Raw genomic sequence first — 18,917 nt, 5'->3', positions numbered from 1 at the left:
CGGTGACAAGCTCTACGTGAACCAGCCCCTGATTCGATCCCACAGGCTGGGTGGTTTCGGCTCGGGTCGTTGCAGTGGATTGTTCTGCCGCCACGCAGGGACATCGCGGCACGGTTCTTCGAACCGGTAGCGGATGCCGCGTATGGGATCGGGCAGCGCACCGCGCTCACCCATGGTCGGCCGTCTCCGCTCGCTCACGCCGCCCGCCCTCCGATAGTCCGTCCGTGTGCAACTGAATGTAGGCCCGGCCCGACGTACGAAGGATCACTTCGACCGCATCTTCCATTCCAGCCTGCGCGACCGACTGCCCGGGCAAATCAACAGAGGGGGACCCGGGCCTCAGCCCTTACGCACGGGGATGGCCTCCGCCAGCTCGCCCGACAGTCGCCACCGGGCATGGTGGCCGTCTTCAACCGAATGGCCGATGCTGAGGGTGATGTGGGCGGCGACGCAGAGATCATCGGCGGGGTTCCACTGCACTCCCGTCGGGCCGAACGATGACAACAGTCGCCTGCCCCCGAGTGCGGCCCATCGCCGATCGTGAAGCTGGTCTCGCAGCGTCTCCGTCGATCCCAGCCCTGCCTCTGCAAGCCGCTGAGCTTCGGCTGCTCCGTCGGTGCCCTCGTGGCTGTGATAGGCGCTGATGATGCCGTCCAGCGTCGGCTTCACGATGTAGGCCAACGAACTCGCGGGCCTGTCCTTCCTCGTGTCCGTTACGTGGAGCTTGAGAAGGAAACGTGTTGGCGCCGTGGCTGTCTCGCCTGGTGGCGCCGCGAAGTCCCGGATTGACTTCCACACCGGCGCGGGCTTGCCGTTGACCGAGTCCACCGGGACGCCGGCAAACGCTGCCAGCTGCTTTCCCGACCTCCGCGAGGCGCGGCTTGACGGTGTCGCTTAGTTCGGCCATCTGTGCCGTGGAGAACCGCGTCACCACTCGCCGTCGTCGTCAGCCGGCGGACGTGGCTCGCGCATCATCACCCTGAGCGAGCCCGAACCAGATGCGGTACTGCCACTCCTCAGGCTCACCATGGCGATCGACGTACATACCCCGGACTCGCTCGACCGCAGCGTCTGCGGACAAGCCCCAGTCGGGAACCTGGTTACCGTCGCCCGGTAGATCCCCCACGCTGACCAGCCCCTCACCCAGCAGCGCGCGCAACACCGTCGACACCAGGTCGAATCGGTCGCTGTCGCCCGCCGCGAGCTGCTGTTGCGTCACGATCTGATCGACCTCGATCATGGGCACCCAGTCGTAGGCTGCGGCGTCCAGGATCTCGCTGCGCAACGTGTTCTGCGCTCCGCTTTCTGGCTCGGTCATCGCGGTGTGCTCCTCATGTTCGTCATCACCATTGTCTCAGTGCCCCTCGAAGTCGCGGGGATTCTCGTTCGGGTTGTCATCGCCGAGGATCGGGAAGTGGTGATTGATGCTGCCCGGCGGGTGCACCGGCTGCGGCCCCATCGGCTCGGCGGATGGCCCGCCCCACCCCCCGATACCTGGCGTGGGTTTCACCGCGGGCGCTGGCTCGGCGACCGGTGCCGGTTTCGCGGCGGGGCCGGCTTCCGCTACCGGCGGTGGTGCTGGCCGCGGCGCTTGCGGTTCCGCCACCTTCGGCGCCTCGACCGGTGCCTTCGGAGCCGGAATGTTCGGTTCGGCGCCCTTCTCGGGGTTGATGTGCACCTTGATGTAGCCCCGGCCGGGGACGTTCACGTCCAGCGCGGACTGGCCCGTGGATCGCGCTGCGGCACGCTCTCCGACTGATGTCCCGTCGGGCAGGTCGACCGAGACCCCGTTGGTGCCGCCGTACCGCCCCGGATTCTCCACTCCGTTCTGTTTCATCCACTGCCAGAGCCGGTCGATGTCGGCCTGAGAGCGCACCACCTTGATGTTCGGCCTGCTGTCACTCGGCAGCTGGTCGAGCACCTTGGCGATGTCTTGCCCGTTCGGGCCCGCAGGAGGCGGGGGCGGAGGCTTCGGCACGTCCCTTTTGAACCCGTAGTCGACGGCCTGCACCGTCGGGTCGTGCTTGCCGTCGCCGTCGTGACCTGGGAACGTGACCCCGTTTAGCGAGGAGAGTGCGCCGTGGATCCGGTCGGCGGTCTGTTTGTCGGCGTCGACCAGCTGCTGCACCGCGGTTTGGATCGCGTGCGCGTGTTCCTTCGCCTTCGATTGCCGGTCCTCGCCGTCGCTGAGGAGAGACGGCATCGACGTGTCCTTCACGGAGCAGTCCTGGCCGACAGTGAACCCGTCCTCCTCCGCCTCGACGATCGCGTTCAGGGCCTGTCGCTTCGCCCACGCCACGTCGCCAGACCCGGTGGTGGCGTGCGCGCTCGCGCTGTGCAGCGCGTCCGCGGCGCCCCGGACTGTCACCAGGTCCGCCCAGGAGCGTTCGGCGGCAGCGTCAGCCCCGGCGCCCTCCCAGGTCGTCCCACCGGGCCGGGTCATGCCGCTGTGGATCGTGGTGAAGTGCTCTTCCCATGCCTGGGCTGTGCTCGACCAGTGGGTCGCCGCGGTGTCGAGGTGCTCGGTGCTCCACGCCTCGATGTCGGCGCGGGTGAGGGATCCGCTGGCCAAGGTTCAGACCTGAACGGTCGTCGAGATCGCCTGCCCGGAGTCGCCGTCGGTGTGCGTGTAGCTGGCCGCCGCCGCGCGCAATGTCTCCCCGGTGCTGGTGGCCCGGTTGGACAAGGTCGAGGTGACGGTGTCGATCAGCGAGTGACTCTTGGTGACGGCAGACATGCTGGCCTGGGTATGGTGGCCAGCCGCGACGGGCGCGGTGATGCCGACGAGGGACGCAGCGGTGGTATCGCAGACGTCGGCGTGCGACTGCAGGCCCTCGGAATCGACGCGGAGCGCATCGGACATAGATCCCCCTTCCCCCGAGGATCCAGCATAGGGCCGTATCTAGTGCAGTCCCACGCCGATTTCGACGTGTGGGCGCTGGCGTCGGGGTCGCGTGGCGGCAAGCTCACGCGGGTCGAATCCGGGAGACGTGCAGCGTGACGCGACGGAGTGCCAGCGGTAGTCGCAGTGACGGGGACAGCGCCAGCACCGACCCGTGGTGCTGGGGCTGCTTCGTGCGTATGTGGTCGCGTAGGCGACTACTACATGTTCAGGCTGACGACCGCGGTTCCCACCACGACGCGAAGCACCTGCACGGTGACGTCGCAACGGCCTGGCGCCAAGGCTTCGCGTCGTGGTGCGGGGGAGGGGAACAACCGTGCGAGCAGTACTGCCCGATGCCCCACCGTTGACCCATTTCGTGCGAACCGGCCCGCGACCGACGCAGAGAAAGCCCAGTTCACCGCGCCGAGGCTTCCGGGCTGAACTGGGAAACAGTCCGCAGGCGTTCTGAAAGCGGAAGGTCGCCGGTTCGATCCCGGCCCTGGCCACTTCAAGAACCACCTGGAGACGGGTGGTTTTTCTCGTATTTGGGGCGCGTGCCGTGATCGTCAGCCGCCCCCACCACTGCAACCGCCCCCGCCGCAGCCGCTGTGCCCACCACCGCAACCCGAGTGCGCCCCGTGGCCTCCCTCGCCGCAGCCGGAGAAGTCGGCACCGGCCGCCCAGCCGGCAGCTCCGGCGTCGGCAACAGGCCCGAAGCTCCCGCCGCGGGTAGTTCCAAGGCGCTGAAGCCCCCGTCGCTTGACGGTTACGAAGAGCAAAATGAGCGCCGCGTCGAACGCGATGACCACTACCGGAATCGTCCACCACATGATCGCGTCCTCCCGCATCGTGTACGCACTTACGGGACGAAGCGGACCATCACCGCAGCGCTACCGATCCCAACTCCGGTGTCGTACTCGCCACGTACCTCCACCGCCGTCACTCGGCACCCGACGCGTCGTTCAATGCGGCCCTCTGCGCCGTGGAGAACCGCGTCACCGCCAATCCGGGTGGAGATCATTCGGCCCGGGTCGGGCGAGGCGCCCACACCCGGCTCCACACTTCACGAATCGCGATGCCGACTAGCACCAGCACGAACACGATCACCAGGTTCAACTGGAAACCACCGCCGAAGCGGGTGCCGTAGTGGAGCGCACTGAGGATGATGACCGCGCCGGTGATCGGCGTGAGAATCGTGGCAATGCCTGCTGGCCATCTCGCGACGGTTGTCGCCTCGACCGTGGCGGCAATCGTAGTGATGGCCAGCGCCACGACCGCGACGGTCGAGAGGACGTTCACGATGAAGAACCCATCGTTCAGCGCTGGCGGATGGCCGGTCAGCGGCTCGTACGCCGTCCAGCCAGAGTCTTTGTGCCCCAACCCGACTCCGAATATCGACTCGTCGTAGTCGGCGTACCGCCGCGGCAGGCCGAAGTTCAATGGCGCTGAATTCATCTCCGTCATTAGACGAGCGACGACGAACACCCACCACGACACGGCCCCGGTGACGTGAGCGATCTGCGCCGTAACGAAGCGCCGACCGTGGAGTTCAACGCAGCTCATCCGAATACCGGCGCGCCGTTCGGGACGATCTGTGGCGCCGGCATGAAGCACGGCGGGATTCCCGGTGCGTACGGGGGCACGCAGGGCTGCGGGAAGCACGGCTGCCCGTTCCAGTACGTCGACTGGTTCGGAGGACACACCGTCATCGGTTCGGCGGTGGACTCGGGGGCAGCCGACAGCGCGGCAACTCCGGCAACCGAGGCAACGATCGCTGCGACTGCGGACCAGCGAGTCATAGTTCGTCGTCTTCGTCTTCAAGCCGCGGGCGTGGCTTGCGCATCACCACCACTGCCCAGATCACGCCGCCGATAAGCACCGCGACGATCGCCAAGAAGACGAGCTGTCCCGCCAGGTAGTCCATCGCATCCCCCTGCCCCCGAAACCAAGGATAAGCGGATCACCGGCATGGTCCCCGCGGAGATTTGGGCGTCTCCCGCTGAGGTGACAGCGGGACGGAACACGCGCACTCAGCTCAGTCGACTTGCGGGTACCTCTAACCGTGGGCGTCGGGCTACGTTGGTCATTGAACGGGTGAAAGCGTGGCGATGATGGCCGGTCTCCTTCGGATGGGCACGTACCTGGCGGCATGCGGGGCACTGGCGATCGGCCTTGCATCGCCCGCGGCGGCCGACGCTGCTTTCGATCCGACCGGGAACCGATCAGGTGGACCGGTACCGACCATCAACGGTGTGCCATGTGTCGGCGGCGGCCTGGGCGCTTGCCTGAGTATGAGGCAGAACCGTCCGCCCATGTCGGTGCCGCAGTCCGGGGTGGGGCACAGTCCGACGGTGCGTCGCTGAGTATCGAGGTGCCGGCCGGTCTCGCAACCCGCGGCCGGTGAGTCCCGCTGGGTAAGGTGCTGGTGATGACCAATTTCCCTGAGCCGGTCGACGACCTCGAGCCGCAGCTCGAACCGGTCGCCGCCCGCCTCCTCGACGCGCAGGTGGCGTTCGCCATGCAGCAGCTGCGCGGCGAGAACTACCACAGCTTGGTGCTCGACGAGATCGAGCACGCCCTGCTGGAGGCGTCGGAGATCACGCTGTCTGACGCCGTCACGCCCACCATGATCAAGAATGTTGCTGCGAAATACGCCGTGCAGGTGCCGGTGGAAGGCGGCATCGCGGAACTGGTCAGTGAGGTTGCCTTGCGGCTGTATCAGCTCACCGCGACCACGGACACCAGCTTCGGCGACGTCATCGACGGGCGGCGTTTCGGCGAGCTCAGCGCGATGGTGGTCGAGATGGGGGTCACCCAGCGCGTGCTGGAGCGAATCCTGAGCAGCGAGGCGTTCGCGGAATTCTGCGTGACGCTGGTTCAGCACTCGCTCGCGGAATCTGTCACCGAGGGTGGCAAGTCATTGGCCCGCGGCCGGGTGGGCCGCATCATTGGCGGACTCGGCGCCCGGATGCCGCAGTCTGCGGTCGAACGGCTGGAGCTTCGGGCAGAGGGCCTGGCGCGCCGTGGCGCCCGCTTTCTCCTCGCGCACACGCATGCGGACGAGAACGTGCTCGCCGATGCGGTCAACGAGCTGTGGCGCAGTAACCTCGACACCCCGCTGTCGTCGGCGGCATCGGCGATTTCCGCTCGCGACGTCGAGGACGCGGTCGTGCCGGTCTACGAATTCTGGCGCACCTTTCGCGACACCGACTACTTCCGGGCGCTGCTCGACGAGGGCATCGACCACGTCTTCGAAAAGTACGGCGAGGTAAGCCTTTACGAGCTGCTGCTCGATCTCGGAGTTGGGCGAGAGGACATGATCGAGGAAGCCCTCCGTTTCGGTCCTCCGGTGATCGCCTTGCTCGACGAGCGGGGCTATCTGGAGTCGGTGCTGCGGCGTCGTCTCATCCCGTTCTATGTCTCGGATGAGTTCCGGGAGGCCTTGGCGGGAGGCTGAGCCTCCAACTCGGCTACTCGCGCCCTGAGCGTGTCGATCTCGGCCTGCAGTTCGGCTTCTCGCGCGTCGAACTTGGCTTGGTACGCCTCACCCAGCTCACGGAGGTACTCGCGATCGAAGCGCGGGATGATGGACCGCGAGCAGTTCCAGTCGAAGGCTTCGACCGCGATCTCGATCTCCCGCTGCGGCCCGTCTTTGACGACTGTCCCGCGGCCGAAGACCTTGAGCCTGCTGCGCCGTGGGTAGTCTACGAAGAACATGGCCAGCCGGTCGTCGGCCGCCAGATTGCCCAGGGTGACGAACTGGTTGTTGCCCGGCAGGTCGACAAACCGCAGCCGGTCGGTCTCGGGCAGGTACCGCACGAATCCGGCTGGGCCACTACGGTATTGGAGATAGGGCCAGCCGTTGGGGGTGACGGTGGCCAGGCAGAACTGGTCCGCCCGCCGGATCATCAGCAGCTCGCGGTCGTCGAGGCGCTGGGGGCCGTCGTCGGCGCGTTCGGTGTGCCGGCCATAGGCCAGGTAACTGCCGTTGTGCTGCTGACGATTCAGCGCATCGGGGCCGAATGCCAGGTGGTGATAGTGGTTGTTCGGCTCGGTCGACACAACGGCCACGCTACTCCCGCGGCGCGTCAGGGCGCGGCGGTCACCACGACCTGAACGACGCCGGTGTCGGTGTCCGATGCGATCACCAAGGCCGGTGCGTTCGCGGCTGAAACCACGTGGCCGCCGGTGACGGTGACTGTGTACCCGTTCGGGTATGCGACGGCGGGCACCGAAATGGTGCTCTGTGAACCGACCGCGAAGTTACCTGAACCATCCGCCTCCGCCGTCGAGTAGCTGAAGGTGAAGGTGCCCTTGGCATTTGAGAGTCTGAGCGGGGTTCCGGAAACCGCCTGCGGATACGGAGACGCCAGCACCTGCAGGCTGCCCGCGTTGACGTTGCCGCCGGTCGGTGGCAGGGCCGGGTCGTAGACCACTGACTCGCCATCGGTGCTGCCGCTGGTGGTGATGTCGCCGACACCGGAGTAGGCCCACTCGGACCAGCTCATCAGGTATTGGTCGGCGGCGCTCATCTCGGCTTTCAGATCCGATGGCAGGTTGGAGGCGCCGAACTCGTTCATGAACACCGGGACGTTGTGGGCCTTCCCGTAGGCGTTCGCGGTGCTGGCCTGCTGCCTCGCCAGCCACCCGCAGATGCTGCTGGTGGCCGACCCGGCGCAGTAATCATGAAATGCCAGAACGACATTCGTGTCGTCGATGGTGCCCAGCTGGATCGGTGCGCCGAGGATCGCGGGTATTTCGGAGACCGCGGGGTTGGCGGGCTCGACGAACAGCGCGGTGTTCGGATCCACGGCCCGGATGGCAGCTGCTACCTGGTTGTACATCGGGGTCAGCTGTTGCTCCGCGTAGAACGGGCTGCCCAGCAGGGTCGGCAGCCAGGAGGTGCCCGGGAAGGGCTCGTTCATGATGTCGTACCCGATGACGCTGTTGTTGCCGGCCATTGCGGCAGCTACCGTTTCCCAGGCCTTGGCGTAGTTGTCCTGGAGCCCGATTCCGTTGGCGGCGTTTGAGTTGTTCCAGAATGCGTCCCACGCCGCGGTTTCGGCGGGGTTCAGGTAGTAGCTGCCGGGGAAGCCGAATCCATGGTTGGGCAGTCCACCGGTCTGCGTGGCCCACTCGGGGGCGCCCTCGCCGCCGAGCGATGCGCTGTACAGGTCCTGGTGCATGTCGATGATCGTGTAGATGCCGTGTGCGGCGAGCATCTGGACGGTCTGCTGGATCGACGCGACGTAAGCGGCGTCGTACACCCCGGGCTCGGGCTCGACCCCGGCCCAGATGACACCCAGCCGCACCACATTGAAGCCGTTGGCCGCCAGGAATGCAGCGTCGTCCTCGCTGAATCCGCTGGCCGACGGTTCGTACGGCGCGAGCTTGTACACCTCGTTGAATCCGTGCAGCAGGACAACCTGCCCGTCGCTGTTGGTCAACCAGACACCAGTGGACGTCACGGACAGCATGGAGCCGTTGGCGCCTGTCTGGACGAGCGTGGCTCCGGTACCGGACTTACCGACCGAGCCGTGGTTGCCCAGCAGGCCCGCGTTGCCGCCTGCTCCACCCAGCGCCGGCAACCCGGTGGACACGGCGCCGACACCGCTGTTTCCGGCATCTCCGCCGGCACCGCCGATGCCCAGAATGAAGGCGCCGGAGCCGCCATTCCCACCGCGGCCGCCGTCGGCCCCGTCGCCGCCTCGGCCGCCACCACCACCGGCGCCGAACAACAGGCCCTTACCCTGGCCGCCCCGTCCACCCGCTCCTCCGGTGCCCCCGGACATCGCACCGCCGTTTCCGCCGTGACCGCCAATGCCCATCAGGAAGCCACCGGCGCCACCGGTGCCGCCGGACGCTCCGGTGCCGCCGGTCCCGCCCCGCCCGCCGTTGCCGACCATGCCCGCTGCGCCGCCGTTGCCTCCGGAGACCGCGGCCTCGGTGCTGTCCCAACCGGCCCCGCCGTCGCCGAGCAGCCATCCGCCGGCCGTGCCATTCGGTGCGGAAGCGGTGCCGGTTCGGCCGTTCCCGATCACGTAGGTGCCGGCCAGCCTGTTGATGACGCCGTCGACGCCCTGCCCGAGCGGACTGTTGATCCAGCCTTCGATGCCGGTGTGCAGCGGGTTGTAGATCAGCGCACGCATCCATCCGGCCGGGTTGTTGGGTGGCGCCGGCACGGCGTTCTGGGTCGTTGTCGAGGGGAGCGCAGCGGCAACGGCGGCAGGCGTAGTGCTGGTTGCGGTCGGGGTTACGGCCGATACCCCGACCGGTGGCTTGGGTTTGGTGACAAGGGGATTCGACGTGGCGCGGGGTCGCGACGATGATGCGCCGGTGGTTGATGTGGCCGTGCCGGGCGCCGGCTTACCAGCCGACTTCGTCGCGGGTTTGATGCTGGCGGGGGATCGGCTGCCGCTCGTGCGTGGGGCCGTGCGGTTACCACCGGCGTGCGCGGTGGAGCTGACAGCCGAGGAGGCGGGACCACCGGCAGCGTCGTGGCCGGAATCGTTGTCGGCCGATGCGACGGCTGTCCCGGTGGTGAGTCCTACCCCGATGATGGCCGCTGCCAGTCCGCCGATGCCCCATAGACCGGCGCTTACCGTCATCGTCTGTGTATACGTGACGGCCGCTCGTGTCGCGGCTTAATTGGCGAGGCTGTCTGAATTGCCGAACGCTCCGACCGTCGGGAGCGGTCCGGCACATACGATTTGGGCCCGTCAACCGGAGTTGACGGGCCCAAATCGTGTATTCAGTTGGCCGGGGCCGGAGGAACCGGCGGCACCGGTGCCCCTGGCGGGGGCGGGACATCGGCGGGGTCCGGTCGGAACTCGACCAGGCCCGGCGGGATGTTGGTGCCCGGCGGCGGAGCGGTACCGGGCAGGGATTCGCCGAGCTGTTCGCGCGGCATCTGTCCGAGCAGGCCGCCCTTGAGGCGACCGTCGCGGTACATGTCGATGTAGCGGCCCAGCCACTGACGTCCGGTGACGTCCTCGTTCTCCTGGCCGGCTTCGACGCCGAACTGCTCGCACTTGCCCGGGGCCGACGGCTTGAGGCACTGCTGCGGGCCGTAGCCGTTGTTGAATGCGCGCAGGTTGGGTGCGGTGACGGGCCCGCCCGTGCCGGGAGCCGAGGGTGCGGCGTACTGGCCGAGAACGGAGCCGCGGTCCAGACCGGTCAGGTCCGACGGTGCGCCCAGCGCGGCGGCGAGCGGATTGACGTCGCTGGTCTGTCCCAGGACGTTCAGACCCTGCGGGCCCAGGTTCGCACCCGCGATCGGCACCGCCAGGTTCGCCCCGGGACCGTCGGCTGCGACGGGGGCCGGTGGCGGCAGGGCGGGGCCGGGCGCCGGGACCGGCGTGGGCACGGGATCCGCTGACGCGATGTCTGTCTGCGTCATTGCCGCCGCCGCAGCGAAAACCGCTGCGGCGGTGACAATTCCGCGTGTAATGCGGTGCATCAGACCGACTTGGTGATGCCGTAGTAGGCGACGATGTCGTCGGTGTCGGTGGTGGAGCTGGTCAGCACCGCGTAGGACCGCAGGAAGGACTGGCCGACGCAGCCGTCGATCTTGATGTGGGTGTCCTTGAGGGTGACACGCACCGGCGCCGACTTGAAGGTCTTCTTGTCGACCGGCACCTGGGTCACGGTGCCCGGCTTGGCGTGAATCTCGATGGTGCCCGACATCGGGACGCTGATGCCGGTGGGCAGCAGGCCGGCCAGGGTGGAGCCGGAGGTGCTGATACCGATCTGACCGATCAGGCGGACCTGGCCCAGCTCGATACCGCAGCCGATCTGGTAGCCGGCTTCCAGCGTTCCGCCGGCCAGCTTGGTCTTGCCGTTGCCGGTGACGGTGCCGCTGAACGTGCCGCCCACCAGGTACTCGCGCGAGCTGACCGCGGTGGTCAGCGGGGCGACCGGCAGCTGGGTCTCGTTCTTGGCGACGACCTCCAGGTTCCAGCCGTCCGGGCTGGTGATGCGCGCGGGCTCATCGGAGGCGACGATGCCGGTGTCCGGCGGCGGGCCGTCGAAGCCGGCGGGGTCAACCGGGTCGGCCAGGGCGAGCGGCGTAACGGTCGCCGACAGCAGCACGCCTGCTGCGGCAGCCAATGTGGCAAGTCGGTTCAACATGGGGTTACGGCGCCTCTCGTGGTTGGAATCCGAGATCGGAACAATTTCGATTCTCGGAGCATTCAATAGTCGTATTTCGAATTGGTGAACGGCTGGCCAATTACTCGGAACTGGCTCGGTGGTGCGTGACAATCAAATTCTTTAATCAGTGACAATATTTTTGTTCTGACTGATTAAATTCACGTCCGGTGTCTGTGTCCGGTGCGGACGGGCTCGCGGTGAGCTGCTTTGCCCGCACCGGACATCAGGTCAGACGGACTTGGTCACACCGAGGTAGGTGATGACGTCGTCGGTGTTGTCGGTCGAGCTGGTCAGGGTGGCGTACGACCGGATGAAGGACTGGCCGGCGCACTGGTCGGTCTTGATCCGGACACCGGTGATGGTGACGCGGGCCGTGGTGCCCTTGAACGACTTCTTGTCGATCGCGACGGTGGTCACGGTGCCGGGCTTCAGGTAGACCTTGCCCTGCAAGCTGATACCGGTACCCAGGCTGGGGTCAGTGCCGGCGAACGGGATCTTGATACCGGGCGTGAAGCTCGCGCCGGGGTTGATCTCGGCCTCGTCGGAGATGATGCCGCAGCCGATCTGCTCTCCGGCTTCCAGCGTTCCACCAGCCAGCTTGGTCTTTCCGCCACCGGTGACGGTGCCGGTGAAGGTGCCGGCGACCCAGTACTCGCGCGAGGAGATCGCGGTGGTCAGCGGGGCGACGGGCAGCTGGGTCTCGTTGGTGCCGACGACCGACAGGCGCCAGCCGTCCGGGGTGTCCAGGATTCCGGCGGGGCCCGACGGCACGGCGCCTTCGCCCGGAGGCGGGGGACCCGGGTTACCGGCCGGCTGCACGGCCGGGTCGGCGGGCGGGTCAGCGAGTGCCAGCGGCGCGGTGCCGACCGGGAGCACCACGCAAAGGGCTGCCAACATGGCATAACGGTTCGACATGGTGATGAGCGCGCCTCTCGTATCGGGTAATCAGCGTCGCTGCGGATCGCTGAGCGTTGCTGAATTTGTGTCGCTGCGGAGCATCTACTGGCCGGGTTGCCGGACGGTTAACGGACTGCAAAAACTTGCCCCTGCGTTATCAACTACTGGGCGAAGCGGGAATATGCGTGTATTGCTGGAATCATTTGTCGTGGTAGCCGACCAGCGAATGCGCAGTTCAGTGAGTGTGATCTAGATCATTCGGCCACCGATGCAATGCAACCGACGGGGATTGGAAATCGCCGGTTTGTCTTTTGTTAACCAACTGGCCATGTACACGCCTGACCGTGAGAGGGTCGAACGCCGAGCGTCCGCCATTGCCGGAGGCGATCGTCTCCGGAGGATGCGGCGGTCACACCGAATGACTTGGAGGAAACGGTGAAGTCTTCACGCACCTGGGTACGGCTGGTTGCCGCGTCTGCTGTCGTATTCGGCGCTGGGGCGATGTACCTGCCCGCGGCGGCGGCCGATGACGAAGCGGGTCCGATCGGTCCTATTGATGCCGGCGCTGGTGTGCAGGCTTCCGGTGTCACGTCGTCGAACGCCGACCCGGCCGCGGTGGTGGCGTGCTCGCAGTTCGCGTCCGCGCTTGACGGCGCGGCCTCCGGTTACGAGGGCTTCGCCGACAGCCTCGACGCAAACGACCCTTACGTTCACCAGAGCAATGTGGCGGGCCGGACCAGCCTGCGACAGTCCGCGGCGGTTGCGATGGATGCGGCGAACACGCCCGGCCTGGCGCCGGACATCGCCGGCCCCATGCGGTCCTGGTCGATGGGTGCCGCCAAGCTGCTGGTGAAGATGGGCATCGGGATGACGGGCGGCAGCCTCGACAGCACCGCCACCGAGGTCAACACCAACGCCGAGGCCGTCCAGCGCGGGTGCGCCGCGGCCGGTACCCACGCCTGAGCGCGCGCCGGTATATAAGGAACACGTGAAGCGACACGCCTTGGGCGTTGCCGTGCTGTGCCTGGCCCTGGCTGCCTGCGGCGGTAAGACTGGCACGCCGACACCAGCCACGCCGTCGGTCGTAGCCGAGTCGAGCATCAACGATCTGCTGCTGACCCCGGCCGAGCTGAACAAGACGATGGGTGTCACGGGCCTGGTCGGCCAGCCGCCGACAGATGTGATGGACGACCACCGCAACATGCTGCCGAACCTGAATTGCCTCGGCGTTTGGCAGATCAACGAGGCCGTCATCTATTCGAAGGACGGCAAGGACGTCAAGAGCGGCCAGGACTGGAAGGTCATGCGGCAGCAGATGCTGCGGACGCCCGATGTCGATCAGTGGAACTACCTGGCGGCACAGTCGGTCGTCTACTACCCGACGTCCGCGGCGGCCCGTAACTTCTTCAACCTGTCGGCCGAGCGGTGGTCCAAGTGCACCAACCACCACGTGAACATCCGGCTCAACGACAAGCCGCTGCCGAAGTGGCTGTCCGGCGACCTGGAACGTACCGACACCAAACTCGCGATGCCCATCACGCGTGGCACCGGACCCGAAACCCGTTGGTGCCAACATGTTTTGCAGCTGGTCGCCAACTTGATTATCGACGTCGAGGCGTGCACTCCCAAGGCGCCGGTGACGGCGGCCGCTGATATCGCCACGAAGATCCAAGCGGGCATCCACTAGCGGAGATCGTCCCGCTGGTTGCACCATCCTTGCCACGACGCTCGCCACTGTGGTCTATCGTCGCGCCATGGCAGTCAGCGCGTCGCACGAAGTGACCATCGAGGCAACCCCTGAAGAGATCATGGATGTCATCGCCGACCTGGCGCAGACACCTGTGTGGTCGCCGCAGTACACCAAGGCCGAGGTGCTAGCCACCTACGACAACGGCCGGCCGAAGCAGGCCAAGATGACCATCAAGGCTGCCGGCATGGCCGACGATCAGATCCTGGAGTACACCTGGACCGATCTGACGGGCAGCTGGGTGCTGATCAGGTCGTCGTCGCTCAAGAAGCAGGAAGCGCGCTACACGCTGACCCCGGCCGGCAACAAGACCAAGGTGAAGTTCGAGATCACCGTCGACCCGGTGGTGCCCATCCCGGGATTCCTGTTGAAGCGCAGCGTCAGCGGCGGCGCGGAGACCGCCACCGAGGGGCTGAAAAAGTTCATGGCGAAGAACAAGAAGGGCTGACGCGCACCGGGATTCAGCCTCGTCGACCCATGGGCTAACGTCGCGGGATGACGAATGTGGGACCACTGGCCGGTGTCAAGGTGATCGAACTCGGCGGGATCGGCCCCGGGCCGCACACCGCCATGATGCTGGCCGACCTCGGCGCCGACGTGGTGCGGGTCCGTCGCCCCGGCGGTCTGACCATGCCGGCCGAGAACGTCGACCTGCTGCACCGCGGCAAGCGGATCGTCGACCTGGACGTGAAGTCCGACCCGGCCGCGCTGCTCGCGCTGGCCGCGAAAGCTGATGTGCTGCTTGACTGTTTCCGCCCCGGCACCTGTGAGCGCCTCGGCATCGGGCCGGCCGAGTGCGAGGCCGTCAACCCGCGGCTGATCTTCGCCCGGATCACCGGCTGGGGGCAGGACGGACCGCTCGCGCAGACCGCGGGCCATGACATCAACTACCTGTCGCAGACCGGCGCGCTGTCGGCCATCGGCTACCGCGACCGCCCGCCGGTGGCACCCCTGAACCTGGTCGCCGACTTCGGCGGCGGTTCGATGCTGGTGTTGATCGGCATTGTGACGGCACTGTACGAACGCGAACAGTCCGGCCGCGGCCAGGTGGTCGACGCGGCGATGGTCGACGGTGTCAGCATGCTCGCCCAGATGATGTGGACGATGAAGTCCACCGGCGTGATGAAGGACCAGCGCGAGTCGTTCCTCCTCGACGGCGGCGCCCCGTACTACCGCGTGTACGAGACCTCCGACGGCGGTTACATGGCGGTCGGCTCGATCGAGCCGCAGTTCTTCGCCCAGCTACTTGTGGGTCTCGGCCTGGATCCTGCCGACGTCCCGAACCAGTTCGACCTCGCGCGCTACGACGAGATGCGCGACATCTTTGCTGCCCGGTTCGCGAGCCGGACCCGCGCCGAGTGGGCCGAGACCTTCGCCGGCACCGACGCCTGCGTCACTCCCGTGCTCAACTGGACCGAGGCCGCGGCCGGTGACCACCTCCGGGCCAGGTCGACCATTGTCACCGTCGACGGCGTCGACCAGGCCGCACCGGCGCCGCGGTTCTCGCGCACCCCGTCCGGCCCGGTCGGTGCCCCGCCGCAGCAGACCACGCCGATCGACGAGGTCGGTTGGTAACGGTTGCGAAGTTAGCTGACGTATTCCCTACCCGAGGCCGGTGTAGAGGACTAAATTTGCTCTTATGGCAGTTATGGCGTCCCGAGAGCTGGTGATCGACGCCTCGCCCGAAGCCATCATGGATGCGCTGGCCGATATGGACGAGGCGTCGCAATGGCGCAGCTTGCACCGGGAACTACAGGTAGTAGACCGATATCCCGACGGTCGTCCGCACCACGTCAAAGCGACCGTGAAGATCATGGGCATCACCGACAAGGAGCTCCTGGAATACCACTGGGGTGATGACTGGATGGTGTGGGACGCGGCCGACACGTTCCAACAACGCAGTCAGCATGCCGAGTACAAATTGACTCGCGAGGGCGATCGGACCCGGGTGCGGTTCGACATCATCGTCGACCTGGTTGCCCCCATTCCGGAGTTCTTGTTGCGCCGAGCCCGCAAACTGGTGCTCGATGCTGCGGTCGACCGGCTGCGGGCCCGGGTGACTCGGCTCTACGGCTAGTCCACACTCTGTCGACAGGGAGCTTGTATGGCAGACCGCCCACCTTCTCCGCTGTTGGAGAAGCTGGTGGTGGTGCGGCACGGTGGGCCGCAACAGACCGTGGTGACAGAACTGCGTCGGGTGATCCTGCGCGGTGACGCGCCGCCCGGAACGCCGGTGCCGCTGACCGAGGTTGCCGAGCTGTTCGGCGTCAGCCACATTCCCGTCCGGGAGGCGCTCAAGACGCTGATCAGTGAAGGCCTGGTGACCCACCGGCCGAACTCGGGGTACGCCGTCGCGCGGATGACGAAGCAGGAGCTGCACGAGATGTACGTTGTGCGCGCGGCACTGGAGGGCGCGGCGCTCGCGGTGGCCGCGGAGCGGGCCACCGACTACGAGCGGGCCGTCGCCGTCGAGGCCAATCACCGCATGGCGCAAGCGATTCAGGACTCCGACGGCGCGGCGTTCCAACGGGAGAGCCGCAACTTCCACATGGCGCTGGTGCGTCCGTCGGGCATGCATCGGCTGCTGCACATTCTCGAGATGTCGTGGAACATGATCGAACCCGTGCAGGCGATGATGCACGTGACCCCGGACGACCGGGCCAAGCTCAACCACGATCACGACGAGATGCTCGAGGCCTTCCTGGCCCGGGACACCGAGCGGCTCAATGCGGTGGCGCAGCGGCACAACGACAGCGTCGACGCCGCGATCGGCACCCTGCCCACCGACACCGGGCTACTCCACGACGAGTAGCGCGCGATTCGTGCACGATTTTCCGCGGCGAGCGCGGATTTTCGTGCACAAATCACAGGGTGCGGAGCCGGCTGATGGCCTCGTCGAGGGTGTCGTCGCGCTTGCAGAAGGCGAAGCGCACCAGGTGATTCCAGCCCGCCGAGTCCGGTGAACCGGGATCCAGGAACGCGGACATGGGGATGGCGGCGACGCCGACCCGTTCGGGTAGTTGCGCGCAGAACGCCGTGCTGTCGTCGTAGCCCAGCGGCCGGGGATCGGCGCACAGGAAGTAGGTGCCGAAGCTGTCGTGCACATCGAATCCGATGTCGGTCAGGGCGCCCGCCAGCCGGTCCCGCTTGCCGCGGTAGGACTTTCGCAGCGCCGCGACCCAGGCGTCCTCGTGGTCGAGCGCGTGCGCGACGGCCGGCTGGAACGGCGCACCCCCGACGTATGTCAGGTACTGCTTGGCGGCGCGGACGCCGGCGATCAGGTCGGCGGGCCCGCAGGCCCAGCCGATCTTCCAGCCGGTGCAGTTGAACATCTTCGCGGCGCTGGAGATGGTGACGGTGCGCTCGGCCATGCCGGGGTAACCCGCGAGCGGCCGGTGCTCATGGCCGTCGAACGTCAGCTGTTCGTAGACCTCGTCGGTGATCACCAGCAGGTCGTGCTCGATGGCGAGTGCGGCGATGGCCGTCAGCTCGTCGTGGCTGGCGACCATGCCTGTCGGGTTGTGCGGTGAGTTGAGGATCAGGGCGCGGGTCTGCGGGGTGATCGCGGCGCGGAGCCGGTCGATATCGATGGCGAATCCATGGCTGTCCGGTGCCAGCGGGACGACGACCCGGCGGCACCCCGCCATCGCGATCACCGGGGAGTAGGAGTCGTAGAACGGCGCGATGATCAGGATGTCGGACCCCGGCTCGACCAGTCCGATCACGGCCGACGCGATGGCCTCGGTGCCGCCGACGGTGACCAGTACCTCGGTGTCCGGGTCGTAGTCGATGCCGTAGTGCCGTTTTCGCTGGGCGGCGATGGCCTGGCGCAGCGCGGGGATGCCCGGACCCGGCGGGTACTGGTTGACGCCGTCCGCGATGGCTTGCTGCGCCACCGCGAGCATCGGCACCGGGCCGTCCTCGTCGGGAAAACCTTGGCCGAGGTTGACTGCGCCGACCCGCGCGGCCAGCGCCGACATCTCGGCGAAGATGGTGGAGGCGTAGGGCCGCAGGCGGGCGACCATCCTCGGGGGCGTCACCCCGAGATTGTCGCAGAACCCCTGACGTTGTCGGCCGCACCCTGATGCCGCTGCTGCCGCGCGATGACCGCGAAGTAGAACGCCAGCGCGAAGGCGCAACTGGTGAACAGGCTGCTGACGAAGAACAGCCACGGATGCCGGATGCCGCGCCGCAGGCCGTCCGCGATGGTGAACAACGGCAGCAGGATCACATTGATGATCGTGTAGTCCTGGCCGGCAGAGGACGACGCGGGGTTGACGAACATCAGCCGGATGTAATCCGACCAGCTGCCCGGCCCGGTGATCGGATTGCCGTTCGGCGGTTGGTAATCCATCACGAACTTGGTGTTGAAGTAGTAGCCGAGCGCTATCGAGGCGATGCCGATCACGTAGTAGGCCACCTCGAGAGCCGAGAACGCGGGTCCGTCGGCGGGCTTGCGGAACACCGCCGGATTGAGCTTGACGATGAACGCGATGGTGATCAGTCCGAGGACGGCGTGGACGATGAGCGAGACCATGCCAGCGGAGTCTGCTCGCCACCCAATGTTTTGTCAATCATGACAAAACATTCTGCGGTACCGTACTGGGATGCCACGCCCGCCGCAGACCGTTCGTAGTGAGCGCACGCGTGAGGCGTTGCAACAGGCGGCGTTGGTCCGCTTCCTGGCGCAGGGTGTGGAGGGCACCACCGCCGAGGAGATCGCCGCGGATGCGGGGGTGTCGCTGCGCACGTTCTACCGGCATTTCACCTCCAAGCACGAGCTGCTGTTCGCCGACTACGACGCCGGTCTGCACTGGTTCCGGACGGCGCTGGCCGGACGGCCCGCCGACGAGCGCGTACTGGTGGCCGTGCAAGCCGCGATCTTTGCCTTTCCGTACGACTTTGGCGCCGTCACCAAGATTGCGGCGCTGCGCGAACAGGAACTCGACGCCGATCGGATCGTCAGCCACATCCGCCAGGTCGAGGCGGACTTCGCCGACGCCATCGCCGAGCACCTGGCTCGGCGCGGCGGATCCGAGGACCGGCTGCGTATCGCGGTGACCTCGCGGACCATCGCGGCCGCGGTGTTCGGCGCCATGGAGGTGTGGATGCTGGGCGCGGAGCGGTCGCTGGCCGATCTGGCGCGCATGTGTCACCAGGCGTTGGATCAGCTGGCGGCCGGACCGGTCTGAATCCCGTCGGTCAAAGTTTTGTCACTATTGACACAACTGGTCCGAC

22 protein-coding genes and 1 tRNA gene are annotated in these 18,917 nt (G+C 66.8%); 9 read left to right on the top strand and 14 right to left on the bottom strand.

What is annotated here, in order from left to right:
* Nucleotides 1-339: 339 nt before the first annotated feature.
* The 4 genes from AC1U2B_RS12935 to AC1U2B_RS12920 all read right to left on the bottom strand — a co-directional run bounded on the left by AC1U2B_RS12935 (nt 340) and on the right by AC1U2B_RS12920 (nt 2,863).
* Complete coding sequence (locus AC1U2B_RS12935; RefSeq protein WP_480217101.1) at nt 340-681, bottom strand: hypothetical protein; 342 nt, start codon at nt 679-681, stop codon at nt 340-342.
* 265 nt (nt 682-946) lie between these two features.
* Complete coding sequence (locus AC1U2B_RS12930; protein ID WP_061003199.1) at nt 947-1,318, bottom strand: hypothetical protein; 372 nt, start codon at nt 1,316-1,318, stop codon at nt 947-949.
* 36 nt (nt 1,319-1,354) lie between these two features.
* Nucleotides 1,355-2,572 (bottom strand): hypothetical protein, encoded by a 1,218-nt coding sequence (locus AC1U2B_RS12925; RefSeq protein ID WP_480217100.1) that lies wholly within the window; start codon nt 2,570-2,572, stop codon nt 1,355-1,357.
* A 3-nt stretch (nt 2,573-2,575) separates the two neighbouring features.
* Entirely contained in the window at nt 2,576-2,863 is a 288-nt protein-coding gene (locus tag AC1U2B_RS12920; protein ID WP_480217099.1) for a hypothetical protein, read from the bottom strand.
* Between the two features lie 455 nt (nt 2,864-3,318).
* On the opposite strand from AC1U2B_RS12920, the gene AC1U2B_RS12915 reads away from it, so the two are divergent.
* Nucleotides 3,319-3,390: transfer RNA gene (locus tag AC1U2B_RS12915), tRNA-OTHER, on the top strand.
* A gap of 511 nt (nt 3,391-3,901) precedes the next feature.
* Here AC1U2B_RS12915 and AC1U2B_RS12910 read toward each other — a convergent pair.
* From AC1U2B_RS12910 to AC1U2B_RS12900, 3 genes are all read right to left on the bottom strand, one after another.
* On the bottom strand, nt 3,902-4,369 hold the full coding sequence (locus tag AC1U2B_RS12910; RefSeq protein ID WP_480217098.1) for a hypothetical protein: 468 nt from the start codon (nt 4,367-4,369) through the stop codon (nt 3,902-3,904).
* Nucleotides 4,370-4,443: 74 nt separating this feature from the next.
* Nucleotides 4,444-4,683: a hypothetical protein gene (locus tag AC1U2B_RS12905; protein WP_480217097.1), complete on the bottom strand. Its 240-nt coding sequence runs from the start codon at nt 4,681-4,683 to the stop codon at nt 4,444-4,446.
* Nucleotides 4,680-4,808, bottom strand: a complete 129-nt coding sequence (locus AC1U2B_RS12900; protein WP_480217096.1) for a hypothetical protein — start codon at nt 4,806-4,808, stop codon at nt 4,680-4,682. The genes AC1U2B_RS12905 and AC1U2B_RS12900 overlap by 4 nt, the downstream gene beginning before the upstream one ends.
* A 504-nt stretch (nt 4,809-5,312) precedes the next feature.
* Here AC1U2B_RS12900 and AC1U2B_RS12895 point away from each other — a divergent pair.
* Nucleotides 5,313-6,341, top strand: a complete 1,029-nt coding sequence (locus AC1U2B_RS12895; protein WP_260933556.1) for a hypothetical protein — start codon at nt 5,313-5,315, stop codon at nt 6,339-6,341.
* On the opposite strand, the gene AC1U2B_RS12890 is transcribed toward AC1U2B_RS12895, so the two are convergent.
* From AC1U2B_RS12890 to AC1U2B_RS12870, 5 genes are all read right to left on the bottom strand, one after another.
* Nucleotides 6,299-6,946, bottom strand: coding sequence for a pyridoxamine 5'-phosphate oxidase family protein (locus AC1U2B_RS12890; protein ID WP_480217095.1), 648 nt, complete (start codon nt 6,944-6,946; stop codon nt 6,299-6,301). The two genes, AC1U2B_RS12895 and AC1U2B_RS12890, sit on opposite strands and share 43 nt — an antisense overlap.
* Nucleotides 6,947-6,972: 26 nt before the next feature.
* The gene (locus AC1U2B_RS12885; RefSeq protein WP_480217094.1) at nt 6,973-9,492 is read right to left on the bottom strand and encodes a cellulase family glycosylhydrolase; all 2,520 of its coding nucleotides are present in this window, start codon (nt 9,490-9,492) and stop codon (nt 6,973-6,975) included.
* A gap of 143 nt (nt 9,493-9,635) precedes the next feature.
* Nucleotides 9,636-10,283 carry a hypothetical protein gene (locus tag AC1U2B_RS12880; RefSeq protein ID WP_260938197.1) on the bottom strand — a complete coding sequence of 216 codons (648 nt, stop codon included), beginning with the start codon at nt 10,281-10,283 and terminating at the stop codon, nt 9,636-9,638.
* A 59-nt stretch (nt 10,284-10,342) separates the two neighbouring features.
* Entirely contained in the window at nt 10,343-11,014 is a 672-nt protein-coding gene (locus AC1U2B_RS12875) for an MspA family porin (protein WP_260933547.1), read from the bottom strand.
* A 249-nt stretch (nt 11,015-11,263) separates the two neighbouring features.
* Nucleotides 11,264-11,950: an MspA family porin gene (locus AC1U2B_RS12870; RefSeq protein WP_377042105.1), complete on the bottom strand. Its 687-nt coding sequence runs from the start codon at nt 11,948-11,950 to the stop codon at nt 11,264-11,266.
* A 417-nt stretch (nt 11,951-12,367) separates the two neighbouring features.
* Between AC1U2B_RS12870 and AC1U2B_RS12865 the strand changes: the two genes are divergently transcribed.
* From AC1U2B_RS12865 to AC1U2B_RS12840, 6 genes are all read left to right on the top strand, one after another.
* Nucleotides 12,368-12,895, top strand: coding sequence for an Rv2240c family protein (locus tag AC1U2B_RS12865; RefSeq protein WP_480217093.1), 528 nt, complete (start codon nt 12,368-12,370; stop codon nt 12,893-12,895).
* Nucleotides 12,896-12,920: 25 nt separating this feature from the next.
* On the top strand, nt 12,921-13,619 hold the full coding sequence (locus AC1U2B_RS12860) for a sensor domain-containing protein (protein ID WP_480217092.1): 699 nt from the start codon (nt 12,921-12,923) through the stop codon (nt 13,617-13,619).
* A gap of 67 nt (nt 13,620-13,686) precedes the next feature.
* Nucleotides 13,687-14,127, top strand: coding sequence for an SRPBCC family protein (locus AC1U2B_RS12855; protein ID WP_043390474.1), 441 nt, complete (start codon nt 13,687-13,689; stop codon nt 14,125-14,127).
* A 47-nt stretch (nt 14,128-14,174) separates the two neighbouring features.
* A complete protein-coding gene (locus AC1U2B_RS12850; RefSeq protein WP_480217091.1) occupies nt 14,175-15,254 on the top strand; it encodes a CaiB/BaiF CoA transferase family protein in 1,080 nt (359 codons plus the stop codon).
* Between the two features lie 64 nt (nt 15,255-15,318).
* The gene (locus tag AC1U2B_RS12845) at nt 15,319-15,756 is read left to right on the top strand and encodes an SRPBCC family protein (RefSeq protein ID WP_043390478.1); all 438 of its coding nucleotides are present in this window, start codon (nt 15,319-15,321) and stop codon (nt 15,754-15,756) included.
* 27 nt (nt 15,757-15,783) lie between these two features.
* Nucleotides 15,784-16,491, top strand: a complete 708-nt coding sequence (locus AC1U2B_RS12840; protein WP_480217090.1) for a GntR family transcriptional regulator — start codon at nt 15,784-15,786, stop codon at nt 16,489-16,491.
* A 52-nt stretch (nt 16,492-16,543) separates the two neighbouring features.
* Here the strand turns inward: AC1U2B_RS12840 and AC1U2B_RS12835 are convergent, their stop codons facing one another.
* Nucleotides 16,544-17,704 carry a pyridoxal phosphate-dependent aminotransferase gene (locus AC1U2B_RS12835; protein WP_480217298.1) on the bottom strand — a complete coding sequence of 387 codons (1,161 nt, stop codon included), beginning with the start codon at nt 17,702-17,704 and terminating at the stop codon, nt 16,544-16,546.
* 11 nt (nt 17,705-17,715) lie between these two features.
* Nucleotides 17,716-18,216 (bottom strand): DUF2834 domain-containing protein, encoded by a 501-nt coding sequence (locus tag AC1U2B_RS12830; RefSeq protein WP_480217089.1) that lies wholly within the window; start codon nt 18,214-18,216, stop codon nt 17,716-17,718.
* Nucleotides 18,217-18,286: 70 nt separating this feature from the next.
* Between AC1U2B_RS12830 and AC1U2B_RS12825 the strand changes: the two genes are divergently transcribed.
* Nucleotides 18,287-18,871 (top strand): TetR/AcrR family transcriptional regulator, encoded by a 585-nt coding sequence (locus tag AC1U2B_RS12825; protein ID WP_480217088.1) that lies wholly within the window; start codon nt 18,287-18,289, stop codon nt 18,869-18,871.
* Nucleotides 18,872-18,917 lie beyond the last annotated feature (46 nt).

The sequence above is a fragment of the Mycolicibacterium sp. P4_G11 genome (assembly GCF_056555145.1).
Note: the sequence above shows the minus strand (reverse complement) of the source record. Positions and strands in the feature narration are given on the sequence as shown.